This window comes from Roseibium sp. RP-7 (genome assembly GCF_053005225.1).
The window spans coordinates 2,921,719-2,937,809 of the sequence record NZ_JBRKQA010000001.1; the positions used below are offsets into that span (position 1 = coordinate 2,921,719).

16 protein-coding genes are annotated in these 16,091 nt (G+C 57.5%); 2 read left to right on the forward strand and 14 right to left on the reverse strand.

The features are described 5' to 3' along the window. Nucleotides 1-8: 8 nt before the first annotated feature. The 13 genes from ACVDG9_RS13160 to rpsB form a co-directional block, all read right to left on the reverse strand. On the reverse strand, nucleotides 9-914 hold the full coding sequence (locus tag ACVDG9_RS13160; protein ID WP_447238169.1) for an LpxI family protein: 906 nt from the start codon (nucleotides 912-914) through the stop codon (nucleotides 9-11). A gap of 3 nt (nucleotides 915-917) precedes the next feature. Beyond that, nucleotides 918-1,715: an acyl-ACP--UDP-N-acetylglucosamine O-acyltransferase gene (gene lpxA, locus ACVDG9_RS13165; protein ID WP_031268426.1), complete on the reverse strand. Its 798-nt coding sequence runs from the start codon at nucleotides 1,713-1,715 to the stop codon at nucleotides 918-920. 6 nt (nucleotides 1,716-1,721) lie between these two features. Next, entirely contained in the window at nucleotides 1,722-2,186 is a 465-nt protein-coding gene (fabZ, locus tag ACVDG9_RS13170) for a 3-hydroxyacyl-ACP dehydratase FabZ (RefSeq protein WP_022998467.1), read from the reverse strand. 49 nt (nucleotides 2,187-2,235) lie between these two features. Further along, entirely contained in the window at nucleotides 2,236-3,273 is a 1,038-nt protein-coding gene (lpxD, locus tag ACVDG9_RS13175) for a UDP-3-O-(3-hydroxymyristoyl)glucosamine N-acyltransferase (RefSeq protein WP_296599001.1), read from the reverse strand. A 79-nt stretch (nucleotides 3,274-3,352) separates the two neighbouring features. After that, nucleotides 3,353-5,596 (reverse strand): outer membrane protein assembly factor BamA, encoded by a 2,244-nt coding sequence (bamA, locus tag ACVDG9_RS13180; protein WP_416384140.1) that lies wholly within the window; start codon nucleotides 5,594-5,596, stop codon nucleotides 3,353-3,355. A gap of 302 nt (nucleotides 5,597-5,898) precedes the next feature. Next, complete coding sequence (rseP, locus tag ACVDG9_RS13185) at nucleotides 5,899-7,041, reverse strand: RIP metalloprotease RseP (RefSeq protein ID WP_055654491.1); 1,143 nt, start codon at nucleotides 7,039-7,041, stop codon at nucleotides 5,899-5,901. Nucleotides 7,042-7,153: 112 nt separating this feature from the next. Then, nucleotides 7,154-8,353 carry a 1-deoxy-D-xylulose-5-phosphate reductoisomerase gene (locus ACVDG9_RS13190; RefSeq protein ID WP_447238170.1) on the reverse strand — a complete coding sequence of 400 codons (1,200 nt, stop codon included), beginning with the start codon at nucleotides 8,351-8,353 and terminating at the stop codon, nucleotides 7,154-7,156. A gap of 16 nt (nucleotides 8,354-8,369) precedes the next feature. Then, entirely contained in the window at nucleotides 8,370-9,212 is an 843-nt protein-coding gene (locus ACVDG9_RS13195; protein ID WP_055654495.1) for a phosphatidate cytidylyltransferase, read from the reverse strand. Nucleotides 9,213-9,227: 15 nt separating this feature from the next. Beyond that, on the reverse strand, nucleotides 9,228-9,995 hold the full coding sequence (locus ACVDG9_RS13200) for an isoprenyl transferase (protein WP_370200109.1): 768 nt from the start codon (nucleotides 9,993-9,995) through the stop codon (nucleotides 9,228-9,230). A 31-nt stretch (nucleotides 9,996-10,026) separates the two neighbouring features. Then, nucleotides 10,027-10,590: a ribosome recycling factor gene (gene frr / locus ACVDG9_RS13205; protein WP_022998460.1), complete on the reverse strand. Its 564-nt coding sequence runs from the start codon at nucleotides 10,588-10,590 to the stop codon at nucleotides 10,027-10,029. A gap of 111 nt (nucleotides 10,591-10,701) precedes the next feature. Further along, on the reverse strand, nucleotides 10,702-11,421 hold the full coding sequence (gene pyrH / locus ACVDG9_RS13210; RefSeq protein WP_022998459.1) for a UMP kinase: 720 nt from the start codon (nucleotides 11,419-11,421) through the stop codon (nucleotides 10,702-10,704). Nucleotides 11,422-11,490: 69 nt separating this feature from the next. After that, on the reverse strand, nucleotides 11,491-12,408 hold the full coding sequence (gene tsf, locus ACVDG9_RS13215) for a translation elongation factor Ts (protein ID WP_055654498.1): 918 nt from the start codon (nucleotides 12,406-12,408) through the stop codon (nucleotides 11,491-11,493). A gap of 144 nt (nucleotides 12,409-12,552) precedes the next feature. Continuing rightward, on the reverse strand, nucleotides 12,553-13,350 hold the full coding sequence (rpsB, locus tag ACVDG9_RS13220) for a 30S ribosomal protein S2 (protein ID WP_447238171.1): 798 nt from the start codon (nucleotides 13,348-13,350) through the stop codon (nucleotides 12,553-12,555). Nucleotides 13,351-13,671: 321 nt separating this feature from the next. Between rpsB and ACVDG9_RS13225 the strand changes: the two genes are divergently transcribed. Then, on the forward strand, nucleotides 13,672-14,073 hold the full coding sequence (locus tag ACVDG9_RS13225) for a VOC family protein (protein ID WP_447238172.1): 402 nt from the start codon (nucleotides 13,672-13,674) through the stop codon (nucleotides 14,071-14,073). A gap of 67 nt (nucleotides 14,074-14,140) precedes the next feature. On the opposite strand, the gene ACVDG9_RS13230 is transcribed toward ACVDG9_RS13225, so the two are convergent. After that, nucleotides 14,141-14,509 carry a cupin domain-containing protein gene (locus ACVDG9_RS13230; RefSeq protein ID WP_447238173.1) on the reverse strand — a complete coding sequence of 123 codons (369 nt, stop codon included), beginning with the start codon at nucleotides 14,507-14,509 and terminating at the stop codon, nucleotides 14,141-14,143. A gap of 99 nt (nucleotides 14,510-14,608) precedes the next feature. On the opposite strand from ACVDG9_RS13230, the gene ACVDG9_RS13235 reads away from it, so the two are divergent. After that, nucleotides 14,609-16,078 carry an aminotransferase-like domain-containing protein gene (locus ACVDG9_RS13235; RefSeq protein ID WP_447238174.1) on the forward strand — a complete coding sequence of 490 codons (1,470 nt, stop codon included), beginning with the start codon at nucleotides 14,609-14,611 and terminating at the stop codon, nucleotides 16,076-16,078. Nucleotides 16,079-16,091 lie beyond the last annotated feature (13 nt).

Sequence of the window (16,091 nt, forward strand, 5' to 3'; positions counted from 1 at the left end):
TCCTGTCATCACGAACGCTCGTCCGATTGTCCCTTTAAGGTGACCCCAAACCTGGTGCCGTGCTCTATACCGATGACAAAAAGGCCGGCATTATCCGCCTTCTTGAGCGTCTCTTCCTTTTCCGCGATCAGTGCGCCACTCGCCTCAACTGCAATGCCGGCAAGGCCTGCTGCAGCTGCGAGGTCAATAGTCATGGGGCCGACGGTTGGAAGATCCACCCGCAAGTCCTGGTTCGGCTTTGCTGTCTTTACCAAGACACCCGCGCGGCCTTTGGAACGGATCCTGCCAATACGCTTGAGCTCTGCGCAGCGCTGCAGCATGGCGTCGGTCCCTTCTGCCCCCTCAAGCGCAACAACCCGCCCACCAACAGCAATCGCCGCCTGACCGATATCGAGTTCACCGAGCTTTTCCGTCGCCCGCAAGGCCAGCTCAGCGTCCCGCCAGTCTCCCTGGTTCGGCTGAACTTTGCCAAGCACACCACTTGAGGCAAGCAGTTGCGGCGCCACATCCTTGATCCCCACAACGCGATACCCCTCAACTTCAAACAGCCGGATCACCTTGGTCAACAGACTGTCATCACCGCCGGCCAGTGCCCGGATAATCGTCGGCAATCGCTTCAAGGTGCCCAAATCGCCAAGTATGGACGTGAAATCAGGGCGCTTGGAGACACCTCCGATCAGAAGCACGTCCCGGCACCCGGTCTTTTTCAGAAATTTGTAAAGCCGGCCGATTTCACCCCAGCCGAGTTCGGTATCGGCCTGCGCCCGCGTGCGTTCATCAGCCTCGCCCTTGATGGCGATAATCCTGAATTCACGTCCGGCGCTGTTGAGCGCATCAGCGATCTGACAGGGCAGACTGCCATTGCCTGCGATCAGGGCAAGGCGTGGCTCCAGTCCCGTATCTGCCCCGTTCATCCGTCAGTCTTCGCTGCGCGGCGTGCAGAACCGGCGGTCTTCCTTTTCAAGGATGAAGTCGGTAACCGTCTTGACCAGGGGCTGATCAGCACCTTCTGCAGCAACAGCTTCTGCCCGGCTGCGCAAAGTTCCTTCGGTGCTCTCAAACAGCGCGCGATAAGCTGCCCGCAAAGCGTGGATCTGCTCCCGAGGCAAGCCCTTGCGCTTGAGACCGACCAGATTGAGACCGGCAAGACGTGCGCGGTCACCGATCACGGAACCATAGGGAATGACGTCGAATTCGACCCCGGTCATTCCGCCGACGATCGCACCGGTTCCAACGCGAGACCATTGCCGGACCGCACTCAAGCCGCCCAGAATGACGAAGTCGTCAAGCTCGACGTGACCTGCAAGCGTGGCGTTGTTTGCCAGAATTGCGTGATTGCCGACCTGACAATCGTGGCCGACATGTGAGCTCATCATGAACAGGCAATTGTCACCGACCCTGGTATAGCCACCGCCACCTTCCGTACCGGGGCTCATGGTGACATGTTCACGAATCTGATTGTTGGCGCCGATTTCCAGAAAGCTCACTTCACCCGCGAACTTGAGATCTTGTGGCTTGTGACCAATGCTGGCGAAGGGAAAGATATGCGTTTTGGCACCAACACTCGTGTGGCCCGTGACGACGACATGCGACTCCAGGATAACTCCGTCAGCAAGTTTCACGTTCGGGCCAACTGTAGAATAAGGCCCGATTCGAACGCCCTCGCCGATTACGGCCCCGTCTTCGACTATGGCCGTTGGATGTATGTCAGTCATATTTCCTCACGCATCTACCAGCATGGCGCTGACTTCAGCTTCTGCGACCTTGTTGCCATCTACCTTGGCAACGGCGTCGAACTTCCAGATGTTGGAGCGTTGCTTGATCTTCTTGACGTGGAAATGAACCTGATCGCCAGGCTCAACAGGCCGGCGAAACTTCGCCTTGTCGATGGTCATGAAATAGACAAGCTGCGGCGGCGCATCGTCACCACGGGCATGAACGCAAAGGGCCCCGGCTGTCTGTGCCATGGCTTCGATCAGCAGAACACCCGGGAAAACGGGCCGCTCCGGAAAATGTCCGGTGAAATGCGGTTCGTTGATGGTGACGTTCTTGATGCCGATGCAGCTGTTGTCGCCATCCATCTCGATGATCTTGTCGATCAGAAGAAAAGGATACCTGTGCGGCAGCAGCTTCATGATCCGCATGATGTCTGCGCTGGCAAGTGTTTTGTTTTCTGCGTCTTCCATATAATACCCCTTGGCGAATTACCGCCGCAAAGTCCTGTTTGTATTCCGTTTACGATCCGCCGCCACGCTCTGCAAGCTTTCTGACGGCAGCGACTTCACGGAACCACTGTTTGACCGGCTTTGCGGGCGTGCCGCCGTAGCGTCCCCCGGCAGGCAAATCATCGTTGACTACGCTCACCGCGGCCACCTGCGACCCCATGCCAATCGTTACATGACCACGCACGCCGGTTTGCCCACCAATGGCGACGAAATCCTCAAGCGTGCAGCTTCCGGAAAGACCGACCTGAGAAACGATCACGCAGTGACGTCCGACCACGACATTGTGGCCAATCTGAACCTGGTTATCGATCTTCGTGCCTTCGCCGATGATGGTATCCCGGTTTGCGCCACGATCGATGGTGGTGTTGGCGCCGATTTCAACGTCGTCCTGAATGATCACGCGGCCAACCTGGGGCACCTTGAGATGACCCATCGGCCCCATCGCATAGCCAAAGCCATCCTGGCCGCAGCAAACGCCAGGATGCATATAGACGCGGTTGCCAAGCACGGTGTGCTGAACCGTGCAATTCGAACCGATCACACAGTCCCGGCCAATCTTGACGCCCTGTCCGATGACAGCGTTGGCCCGGATCACAGTGCCCGCACCGATCTCTGCCCCCGCACCGATCACGACACCAGGTTCGACCGTGACATTGTCTTCCAGCGACGCAGCCAGATCGATTACAGCCCGTTCTGAAATGACTGCGGCGCCAGGTTCTACCGGCACCATGGCTGCAGGATAAAGTTTGGCGAGAACCTTCGCCCAGGAGCGATAGGCATCTGAACATACAAGAACAGCAACGCCCTCCGGCACCTTGTCCTTGTGTTTCCGGTTGACCAGGCATGCAGCTGCCGTGGTCCCGTCCAGTTGCTTCAGGTAAGCGGTGTTGTCGAAGAACACCAGAGCACCGGGCGTGGCATCTTCCAATGGCGCTACACCTGTTATTTCCAGGGTAGGTTCGCCGCGAGCGATCTCAGCTTCCGCCCACGTTGCGATGTCTGAAAGAGAGACCGGAGCCGGAGACTCAAAAAATTTTGGCTCGGACATGATGTTATCCTTCTTGCCAGCCAACAAAAACGGCCGCCGAACGTGTCGGCGGCCGTTTTTTATCCTATGTGACCGCAGTTTAGAAGCGCGTACCGCCGCTCAACCGGAAAATCTGCGTTTTGTCGGAGTCGTCTTTGACGATCGGGTAAGCAAAGTCTGCCCGTAGAGGTCCGAACGGAGAGTTCCAGCGGATACCTGCACCAACCGACGCACGAACGTTGAAGTCGTTCGAGTCGATCTGGCCACCGTTGGTTTCCACCAGGTTCACCAGGCTGCTGTCGGCATCCCACAGCGAACCGGCATCGGCAAACACTGCACCACTCAGGCCGAATTCCTTCGGGATGACCGGGAACGGGAACCGGGTTTCGGCAGTTGCCGCGAAGTAGAACCGACCACCGATAGCGTCTTCGGTCGTTGCGTCACGCGGGCCGATACCCTGGTTCTCAAAGCCACGAACGAGAGTGCCACCAAGCATGAACTGTTCGGACACACGCAGACGCTCATCACCAAGGGCCATGATGTTACCACCACGCACCGACAGGCTACCGATCAGACCGTAGTCAGCCAGGATTTCCTTGTAGGCGCGAGCCTGAGCTTCGGTCTTGATGTAGAAGCTGTCGCCACCCAGACCAGCAATTTCCTGACCGAAGGAAGCATAGATACCGTCGGAGGGATCCAGGATCCGGTCGAGCGTGTTGTAACGCAGCTCGTAGCCAACCAGAGACGTCAGGTAGGTGCCGAGGGAGTCACAGACCGCCAGGGAAAGGCTTGCGGTGTCACAGTTGTTGATGTTGGTCGAGTTGTTGTCCGGATCGGAGTTCTTCTCCTGGAAGATGTTGTAGAACAGACGGACAGTCAGCTCATCTTCCCGAAGCGGCAGAGTGAAACCGAACCCGCCACCGGTCTTCTTCTGATCGAAGGAACGGTAGTCGTTGGCATCATCCACCTTGCGATAGAGGTCCAGATCAAGGGCAACACGGCGTCCCATGAAGAACGGTTCAACGAAACGGAACTCGTAGGACTGGGTGTCCGTACCGCCGCCAACAGCGAGCTTCACGAACTGGCCACGGCCCAGGAAGTTCTTCTCGGTCAGCGAAATGTCACCAATGACACCGTCAACCGTCGAATAACCGACACCGAAGGAAATTTCACCAGTCGGCTTTTCTTCGACGCGAACGTTCACGACCACGCGATCAGGTGCACTGCCCTGCTGCGTCGTGATGGAAACCTTCTCGAAGAAACCGAGATTGCGCAGACGACGTTCCGCCTTGTCGACAAGCGCACGGTTGAACGCATCGCCTTCAGCAATGTCGAACTCGCGGCGAATGACATACTCACGGGTACGGTCGTTGCCGATCACGTTGATCCGCTCGATGTAGGCGCGAGGACCTTCTTCGATGTAGTAGATCAGGGAGATCGTGTTGTTGTCGTAGTCACGAGCACCGCGCGGACGGACACGAGCAAAGGCATAACCCTCTTCCGACACACGAAGCGTGATGTCTTCGACAGACTGTTCGACGCGCAGCGAGTTGAAGGTCTGACCACTCTTGGTACGGATCAGGCGGCGAAGATCTTCCGGATCAACGTCGGCAATCGTGGAAACGATCTCGACATCGCCAATCTCGTACTTCTCGCCCTCTTCCACCGTGAAAGTCACGTAGAAGATGTTCTGCTCGCGATCGAGGTCTGCGCTGGTGGAGACGATACGGAAGTCCGCATAGCCCTTCTTGTTGTAGTACTGACGCAGCAACTCCTCGTCCGCGGCCAAACGGTCCGGATCGTAGGTGTCGGTGCTGCGCAGCCAGCTCAGAAGGCCGCTTTCGCGTGTACGGATGACATCGCGCAGGCGGCCGTCGCTGAATGCAGAGTTGCCGATGAAGCTGATCCGCTCGACGCCGGTCTTCGCACCTTCGTTGATCTCGAAAACGAGATCGACACGGTTCTGACCACGATCGATGATCTGCGGCTCGACGGACGCGCCATAGCGACCGGAGCGACGATAAGCTTCAAGAATATTCTGGACGTCAGCCTGAACCTTGGCACGGGACAGCATCGAGCGCGGCTGAGACCGTACGGCGGTTTCCAGCGCGCTGTCCTTGATCTTCCGGTTACCTTCGAAAGAGACCCTGTTGATGATCGGGTTCTCGGTAACCGTCACAACGACAACGCTGCCACGCGGGGTGATGTCGACCGTTGCAAAAAGGCCGGTTGCGTAGAGCGCCTTCAGTGACTCGTCGACATCGAACGCGCTGTAGGAGCGTCCGGGAACGATGGTCATGTAACTGACAACGGTTTCATCCTCGACACGGGTATTGCCACGCACGTCAATGCTTCTGGCCACCGCTGCCTGTGCCTGTGAAACCAGGGACACCGGCCCGAAAGCTTTCGGCAAAACCGTCCCGATCGAAAATACGGCAACCGCCAACAGTACGGCCCGTGTAAGTCTCTGCAATCGCTGCATTATTGCGCTATGCCTTTGTTTTTAATACCCCTCCCGAGAATCCGCACTCACCCCAGCAGATTCTCGGAACCGACGAGTGTTTTATAGGTTTTTACCGATAACGCAACCGCCCTTCCGGGCGGAAAGCGATTTAGTCTGAAGACGTTGCGTCAATGTCACGGGTGTCATGAATTGGTTCCCACGAGCCGCATGATATCCTTCCATGTGACGAACACCATCAGCATGAGAACAAGTCCCAGACCGATCCGGAAACCAACGTCCTGCACCCTTTCGCTGAGCGGTTTGCCACGCAGGGCTTCTGCAGCGAAGTAAACGAGGTGTCCACCGTCGAGAATCGGCACCGGCGCCAGGTTGATGAGACCGATGCTGACAGAAAGTACGGCCGCCAGAGAAATGAGCGGAAGGAACCCGAGATCTGCGACCTGCCCGGAGATCTGGGCCACGCGGATCGGACCACCAAGCTGGTCAGCCGACTGCCGCTGGGAAATGATACCCCAGATATAGCTGACCGTGCTTTCGATGATGCGCCAGGTTTCCGCAGTCCCTTCAAGAGCCGCTTCGCCAAGCCCGTATTTGATGTGAATGAGATGAGACGGATCGGACACGCCGCGAAGGCTGATATCACCGGCCACCTGCCTCTCACCGAAAAAGACTTCTTTCTCCTTCGCGTCGGGCGTAACGGTCAAAGTGACGTCTTGCCCGCCCCGCTCGACTTCGAAAACGAGAGGCGTGTTGGCATTCATCAGGACGATCTGACGCATCTCGCCGAACGTCTGGATAGGCCTGCCGTCAATTTCCTTCACGATATCGCCGGCCAGAAGCCCGTCGCGCTCGGCTGCACCGCCCGCAAAAACCTGTTCGACGACAGGCTCGAAACCCTGTTTGCCGGAGGTTACGAAGAGAGCGGTAAAGATCACGATTGCGAGAAGGAAGTTGGCGATGGGCCCCGCGGCCACAACGGCCATGCGTTGCCAGACCGGTTTGGCGATGAAAGCCGTTTTCCGGTCCTCTTCGCTCATCTGCGCAATCGCTTCACGGCTTGGTACGCTTGCCGCATTTTCATCGCCGGCGAACTTGACGTAGCCACCAAGCGGAATCCAGCAGAGTTTCCAACGAGTTCCCTTCCGGTCATTAAAACCGAAAAGCTCACGCCCGAAGCCGACGGAAAAAGCATCCACCTTTACGTTGCACCAACGAGCCACAGCGAAATGGCCGAGCTCATGGAAGAAGACGACGATTGTAAGCACAAAAAGAAAGGGAATGATTGTGCCGACTATCAGGGAATAGGCGGAAACGAGAAGGTCCATGAACTGTGTCCGATCCTGCGCAGCTAGGATTGTTTTGAAGGATTGTACTAAAAAGAAAATTACGGCGTGTTAATGGTGGGAGACCAAAAATTCAGGGCCTTCAACACCCCGATTACCGTGTTCTTATCCATTCACCAGTCTTCTGCCGTGCTTCTGCGTCGATGGCAAGAACATCCTCGACGCCGGCAGCGTCCGTCAGCTTGCTGCCTGCCCCCATCGCATCCAGCACCTCTTCAATGGCAGCCGGAATGTCCATGAAGCCGATCCGGCCCTTCAGAAAAGCGTCCACGGCAACCTCATCTGCAGCGTTAAGCACAGCCGGTGCCATTCCCCCTGCCCGCATGGCTTCCAGTGCAAGACGGAGCGCCGGGAACCGGTCGAGATCCGGGGCTTCAAAAGTGAGTGTGCCGAGTTCGGCCAGATCCAGACGTTTCACCGGAACGTTCATCCGGCGGGGAAAGGCAAGGCAGTGGGCGATCGGCGTGCGCATGTCCGGACTGCCGAGTTGAGCCAGCAGGGATCCGTCCTTGTATTGCACAAGTCCGTGAACCGTCGATTGCGGATGGACCAGCACGCCAAGCTGATCGTGGGCAACCGGAAAAAGATGGGACGCTTCGATAACCTCGAAGCCCTTGTTCATCATCGTTGCGCTGTCGATCGTAATGCGTGCGCCCATATCCCAGTTGGGATGCTTAAGCGCCTGCTGTGGTGTTACCCCTGCCATGTCGGCTTTCGAGACACTCCTGAACGGTCCGCCCGACGCCGTCAGAATAACCTTCTCGACCATGTCGGCCTTGTCGGTTTCAAAAACCTGAAAGATGGCATTGTGCTCGCTGTCGACGGGCAGGAGCTCCGCCCCGGTCGCCCGGATCTTGGCCATGAACAGATCACCTGCACAAACCAGGCATTCCTTGTTGGCAAGTGCAATGCGGCGTCCTGGCCGGATCGCGGCCATGGTCGGCTTCAATCCTGCGGACCCTACAATGGCACCGACGACAATATCCGTATCCTGCGTGACCGCTTCCAGAACGGCAGCCTCACCGGCTCCCGTTGCAATGCCGCTGCCGGCAAGCCGCTCCTTGAGCTCCGGATAACAGCTTTCCTCGGCAAGGATAGCGGAACCGGTCTTTAGCGCTTTTGCCATGTCGGCGAGGCCCGCGGCGTTCCGGTTCGCAACCAGCGCGACGACTTCATAGCTGTCCGGATTTCTTTGAATGAGATCCGCCAAGCTCTGGCCGATGGACCCAGTGGCCCCTAGAACGGTTATCCGGGTTTTCGCGCCAGGGTCGCGGGCTGCAGATGCAGCTGCCATGCCTGTTACTCCAAATTCAAATCAGACCGAGGCCGGCAATAGGGTCTGCAAGGCTGCCGCCAGCAACTAGGCCAATCAGCACGGCGAAAATGGCTGCGGCCACCAGACCGTCGATCCGGTCCATGATGCCGCCATGCCCGGGGATCAGCTTGCTGGAATCCTTGACGTCGAACCGCCGCTTGATGGCAGACTCCAGAAGGTCCCCTGCCTGAGAGACGACCGAGAGCCCGGCCGCCAGCAAAGCCCAAAGCATCAGGTCCTGCGCATTTGCGACAAAAGCAACGCCAGCGCCGAAAACCGTGGCGAGCACCAGCCCGCCAATGGCACCAGACCAGGTCTTTTTAGGTGATACACGTGGCCAGAGCTTGGGCCCACCCAATGCACGGCCGGTAAAATAGGCGAAAATGTCGGTTGCCCAGACAACAAACAGAAGGAAAAACGCGACCAGAAGCCCGTTGCTTCCTTCACGAAGTACAAGCAGCGAGAACAGTGCAAGCCCGCTGTAGAGGATCCCTTCGATGGCCCATCGTCCAGCCTTGGAGAACCCACCAAGCGCATAGGCAATGAAAGCACCAGCAACCATGGCCCCAAGACCGAGGTCAGGATGTCCGGCTACGGTCAGCACCCCAATGGCAAACAGCGTTGCAAACCCGGTGAGTGAACTGGGTGACTTTGCCTGTGTCCCGGTGATCGTGAACCACTCCCACAGGAACAGTCCGGACGCGACCAGCGTCAGCGCAGCAAAGGGCAGATTGCCCAGATAGGTGATCAGAAGAACAAGAGGCCCCAGAACGAGTGCCGAAATGAACCTGAGGCGAAGGTCGGACAGTTTTTTCGGGTTCTGGTGTGGTTCTGCCATTGCTCAAGCCGGAGGTCAGTTGGCCTTGGCGTCAAGGCCGCCGTACCGGCGCTCACGGCTGCAGAAACAGCTCAAAGCCTTGTCGAAGGCCGCCTCATCGAAGTCCGGCCAGAAAAGATCGCAGAAATAGAACTCGGAATAGGCGGCCTGCCACAGCAGGAAATTGGAAAGACGCATTTCTCCGCTGGTGCGGATGATGAGATCGGGATCCGGCAAACCGGAGGTATCCAGCGCCGCCGTGATCGCGTCTTCGGTTATCTCGGCCGGCTGCATGTCTCCAGCCTGAACCTTTGCTGCCAGCTCCTGTGCCGCCCGCACGATTTCCGACCGTGCACCATAGTTGAACGCAACGACCAGGTTCAGGCCGGTGTTGTGACGGGTCAGGTCTTCGGCTTCTTTCAGAAGCGCCAAAATCCCCGGTTCCAGATCACTGCGCCCGCCGATGATGCGGATACGCACATTGGCTTCGTGAAGCTCGCTCAGATCGCGCTGCACGAAACGGCGCAACAGCCCCATCAGGAAAGAAACTTCAGCCTGTGGCCGGTTCCAGTTTTCGGAAGAGAAGCTGTAGATCGTGATGGTTTCGATGCCGACACGGCCAGCATGGCGGATCACCTTGCGCAGCGCGGCAAGCCCCTGTCGATGTCCCTCTGTCCGAGGCAAACCGCGCGCAGTTGCCCATCGCCCGTTGCCATCCATGATGAAGGCAACGTGACGGGGCATTTTCGCACCGGTTTCATCCGCAGCAGGTGCATGCAGGTTGCGGTCCGGGCTGACGCTCATGTGCTCCCCCAACTCACACTCCCCAGGTCGATCAGACCTGGGAAATTTCCTGCTCTTTTTTCTCCAGCATGCCGTCGACCTCAGCAATCATCTGGTCGGTCAGCTTCTGCACTTCATCGGATGCGACACGGCTGTCGTCCTGGGAAATGTCACCGTCTTTTTCGGCCTTCTTGGCAGCGTCCATGCCATCGCGGCGGACGTGACGGATCGCAACTTTTGCCTGTTCGGCGTATTTGTGGGCCACCTTGATGAGTTCCTGGCGGCGTTCCTGGTTCAGCTCGGGAATCGGCAGCCGCAGAAGCATGCCGTCTACAACCGGGTTCAAACCAAGGTTGGATTCTCGAATCGCCTTTTCAACGGCCGACACCATGCTCTTGTCCCAGACCTGAACAGCCAGCATGCGAGGTTCGGGAACGGAGACGGTGGCTACCTGGTTGATCGGCATGGACTGGCCATAGGCATCAACAGTAATCGGATCCATCATGGAAGAAGAGGCGCGGCCGGTACGCAGTCCGGCAAATTCCGTTTTCAGAACCGACAAGGCTCCCTGCATGCGGCGCTTCAGATCATCAAGGTCCACACCTTCTACCGACATTTTATCCTCACTGTTGTTTTGTGCTTGGCTTAATAGAGTCTCGGCGCGCGCCAACATGGCATAAACGCACCGAAACACAAGAGCTTGAACCGGGATTGGTTCTTAAAACTTTCAGTCACCCACGACAGTGTAGGTGCCGGTTTCCTGAAGCACACTGACGAGGGCGCCGGGTGAGTGAATGGAAAACACAATGACGGGAATGGAATTGTCACGGGCCAGGGCAATGGCCGTCGTGTCCATGACTTTCAGGTTGCGGGTTATGATTTCGTCATAACCAAGGGTGTCATAGCGCTCCGCGTTCGGGTTGACCTTGGGGTCCTCGGAGTAGACTCCGTCCACCTGTGTCCCCTTCAGGAAGGCGTCGCACTTCATTTCAGCAGCCCGCAGAGCCGCACCGCTGTCCGTGGTGAAGAACGGGTTGCCGGTGCCCCCTGCAAAGACAATCACATCGCCGTCTTCCATGTAGCGGTCAGCGACACGCTGCGAAAAGGTTTCACAGATCGAGGGAACGGATACGGCGGACAGAACACGGGCATTGACCTTCAGGCGGCGCAGGGCATCCGCCAGCGTCAGGCTGTTCATGATGGTGGCCAGCATGCCCATGTGGTCGCCGGTGACGCGGTTGCCACCCTTGGCGGCGACTGCAACACCGCGGAAGATGTTCCCTCCCCCGACGACAACGCCGACCTGAGCTCCAAGAGCCACTGCGTCGGCGATTTCCTTGGCGATCCTTTGCACGATGGCCGGGTCAATTCCAAAAGCCTGCGATCCCATCAGGGCCTCGCCGGAGAGTTTCAGAAGGATCCGTTTCCAGCGCAAGGAATTCGTCATGGGTGCACCCTTTTTGAAATTGTCTTTCTAAAAAAAAAGCGCCGGACTTGCCGGCGCTTTTCCTTGAGCTTACTGCCCGGTGGCTGCTGCCACCTCTGCGGCGAAGTCCTGCTCTTCCTTCTCGATCCCTTCGCCGATTGCGAAGCGGACAAAGCCGGTAAGTTTGACTTCAGCGCCGATTTCTTTAGCGAGCGCCTCTACGGCCTGCTCAACCGTCTGATCCGGGTTGATCACGAAGGCCTGCTTCACGAGGGTAACTTCCTCGTAGAATTTGCGCAAACGGCCTTCCACCATTTTTTCAATGATGTTTTCCGGCTTGCCGGATTCGCGTGCCTGTTCGGAGAAGACAGACTTCTCACGTTCGACAACGGTCGGATCCAGTTCTTCGGTGTTCAGCGACAGCGGGCTGGTTGCAGCAACGTGCATGGCAATCTGACGGCCAAGGCCATTCAGCTTGTCCTTGTCACCAGCGGATTCCAGAGCCACCAGAACGCCGATCTTGCCGAGACCGTCGGAAACAGCACTGTGAACGTAGGTCGCGACAACGCCTTCGTTTACGGCCAGAACCGCAGTGCGGCGCAGGGTCATGTTTTCGCCGATCGTGGCGATCGCATCGGTGATCGCTTCTGCAACCGGCTTGCCGCCAAGGTTTGCAGCGGAAACGGCTTCAACGGAACCATCGGTGCCGACGGCTACCTTGGCCACATTGGAGACCAGCTCCTGGAACCCTTCGTTGCGTGCAACGAAGTCGGTTTCGGAGTTCAGCTCGATCACGGCAGCCTTGTTGCCATCAGCGGCAACGCCGACCAGACCTTCAGCAGCCACACGGCCTGCCTTCTTGGCAGCCTTGGCCAGACCTTTGGTGCGCAGCCAGTCAACAGCTGCTTCCATATCACCGCCTGCTTCAGTCAGGGCGGTCTTGCAGTCCATCATGCCAGCGCCGGATTTCTCGCGGAGCTCTTTTACCATCGCAGCGGTAATGCTCATCGATTGCCTCGTGCATGGGGGTTTCAGATGAGACACGGTTTAGCCCATGGCCTTCCGCGCCTTTATGACGGGGCTGCAACAAAATGCAGCCCGCCTTGCGAATTTCAACAGTATTCTGCCGCGGCAGACCGCGGCAGGAGAGGCTTAAGCCTCGGCTGCTGCTTCAGCCGGAGCTTCTTCAGAAGCCTCAGCAAGAACTTCTTCAACCGGAGCTTCTTCGGAAGCGCCGATGTCCATGCCGGAAGCACCCTGTGCACGGGAAATACCGTCGATGGCGGCACGAGCGATCAGGTCGCAGTACAGCGACAGAGCGCGGCCGGCATCGTCGTTACCCGGCACCGGATAGGTGATGCCTTCCGGATTGGAGTTGGAATCGAGGATCGCGGCAACCGGAATACCCAGACGACGGGCTTCCTGGATGGCAATGGCTTCGCGGTTGGTGTCGATCACGAAGATCAGGTCCGGAATACCGCCCATGTCCTTGATACCGCCAAGGTTCCGCTCGAGCTTTTCACGCTCGCGGTCCATGAACAGACGCTCTTTCTTGGTCAGAGCGTTGGCAGCGTCGGAAGACAGGGTTTCTTCCAGCTTGCGCAGGCGCTGGATGGACTGGGAGATGGTCTTCCAGTTCGTCAGCATGCCGCCGAGCCAACGTGCGTTGACATAATACTGAGCGGAGTTGCGCGCTGCAGATGCGACAGATTCCTGTGCCTGGCGCTTGGTACCTACGATCAGAACGCGGCCACCGCCGGCAACCGTGTCGGACACGGCCTTCAGAGCCTGGTGCAGAAGCGGAACGGTCTGGGACAGGTCCATGATGTGAACATCGTTGCGTACACCAAAGATGTACTGACCCATGCGCGGGTTCCAACGGTGTTTCTGGTGACCAAAGTGAACGCCAGCTTCCAGCAGCTGACGCATGGTGAAATCGGGCAAAGACATGGCCCTTATCTCCTGAGTTTTTCCGGTTTGACCTCCGCAAGAGGATGTGGACCGGAGAGATTTCCCTTCGGCCACCGGAAGGACCCCGATAAGCTCGGTTTCCGCCCCTTGCGTGTGGAATGCGCGCCTTATAGTTGGGAAGAAATTTTATTTCAAGGCCCAAGGGCCGGTTTTCTTCAACCCAATCGCTGTTTGAAAATCGAATTTTCCCGCCCTGGCGCAAGCTCACGTTTCGATACCTTCATAAGCAGCGACATGTGTTGACGATCAATCATGTCATTTATACCTATTTTGAACTCGCCACAGCAAGGACACTCCACCGTGACCACCAAAGGCATCAACCACCTGGGCCTTACAGTCCGAGATCTGGATCGGACGACCGCCTTTTTCACCGAGCTGCTCGGCTGGCAATTGCTGGCACGTGATGACAACTACCCGCGAACAACCGTTTCCGACGGTACCGCCCGCCTGACGCTTTGGCAGGCAGACCGCACAAGGCCTGTGACGGGCTTCGACAGGAAAACCAATATCGGCCTCCACCATCTGGCCCTTGAAGTCTCAAGCGAAGAAAAGCTGCTGGAAATTGCCGAAAAGGTAAAGGCCTGGCCGGGAGTCGAGATCGAATTTATGCCTGAGCCTCTCGGCGGAGGCCCACGCAAGCACATGATGCTGGCTGAACCCGGTGGTATCCGCGTCGAATTTATCTGGCCCGCAGGGCAGTAACAGCGCGCCGAGAACTGCCTCGTCGGCCAGGCCGGAACGCACAAAAGTCCCGGCCCGAACAACCTTGTCAGATCCAGAGATCGTTTTCCTGGGTTCTGTCTCCGCCCGCATGGCCGGTATTGAGAATACCCTTCGGCTCGATCAGCAGCAGCTCGGCTTCCGAGTCCGCATAAGGCTTGTGCTCGACGCCCTTCGGCACGACGTACATTTCCCCCTCGCCCAGAACAATGGCGCGATCACGAAAATCGATGCGGATTTCGCCCTTGAGAACGATGAAGGTCTCATCCGTTTCAGGATGATCATGCCAGACGAAGTCTCCTTGAATGCGGACGATCTTGAACTGGTAATCGTTCATTTCCGCAATGACGCGAGGCGACCACAACCCTTCGAGCCTTGCAAGTTTTTCCGTGAAACGGATCGGATGTTCCAAAGCCATGTCCGGCACTCCTGACTGATGAAATGTCCGGCCCGGTTTGACATCTCTCCTAAAATCAAAACAGATACAAAAACTCGAAAATGAACCGATACAGATGAAATGGTTTCGTTCAAATACCAGTCCGTTGCCCAGTCCCTGGCTCAGCTGATCGACAATGGCACCTTGAAGCCCGGGGAGAGGTTCCCCTCCCTCCGGCGCACCATGCGCGGTTATTCCGTTAGCCTGTCGACAGCCAACCAGGCCTATGCCCATCTCGAAGACAAAGGCTATATCCGGGCACAGGCAAAGTCCGGCTATTTCGTCACCCGTCCAGCAAGCCACAGGCTCATCGAGCCCAGTAAAACAACGCCACCCGAGACCAGCCGCAGTGTCGTGTTTCAGGCTCCTTACCTGGAGATGCTCGAACATGCGTCAAACCCGGCATATGTGCCGCTTGGCTGCGCCATTCCCGCCCCGTCTCTGCTGGCCGCAGAGCCGCTGAACGCCTTGCAGGCACGCATCCTCCGCTCGAAAGGACAGCAACTCAACGCCTATGGGTCTGCTCAGGGGTTACCGGAACTCAGGAGAGAAATCGCAAAGCTTATGTGCCTGCATGGCAGCACAGTTTCCCAGGACGAAATTGTCATTACGAGTGGCTGCACCGAAGCTCTAGGGCTCGCACTTCAAACGCTCACACAGCCGGGCGATACGATTGCCGTCGAATCGCCCACCTATTTCGGACTGCTGCAGGTTCTCGAACGCCTGAAACTGAAGGCCTGGGAGTTGCCAACCTCGCGGGACGGCATCGATCCGTCCGCACTCGAGCTGGCACTGAAATCGGGTACCGTAACTGCCGTTGCCTTGTCGTCCAGCTTTACCAACCCTCTCGGCACCATGATGCCGGAGCCTGTGAAACGTTCTGTCCTGAAGCTGCTGGACCGTTACAAGACACCCTTGATCGAAGATGATACCTACGGCGGCCTCGGGTTTGGCGGATGCCGTCCGGCACCGTTTTTCAGTCTGCCGCACGAGACCGAGATCTTCTATTGCAGCTCTTTCTCGAAAACCCTCGCCCCAGGCTACCGAACCGGCTGGATCCGCGCGCCCGGCCGCATTGCCCAAATCACCAAGGCCAAGTTCTCCGCCTCAATCTGCAACCCGTTGGCACCTCAACTGGCTTTGGCTGAATTTCTGTCATCCCGGGACTTCGAGCGCCATGTGTCTCGCATGGCCCGGACAATGGAAACCAATGTCGCGCGCGCACGCCGAGCCATTGCACAGTCCTTTCCGGCGGGTACCAGGGTCACACATCCGGACGGCGGTTTCGTCTTGTGGGTAGAAATGGACGAAAACATCGACACAACAAAGCTTTATTACAAGGCCTTAAATCAAAATATCTGCTTTGCTCCTGGCAGTCTTTTCACCGCTTCAGGCCTTTATGCACATTGCCTTCGCATCAGTTGCGGCGACGTTTGGTCGGATGCACTTGAATCCGCTATTCACCGCCTGGGGACGCTGGCCTGCGAAGAGCTTGGCAATCAGCAATCAGAAGAAACATTCCGCCTACCCTCAATTTCCCGCACTGACTGAACCCTCGTATGTC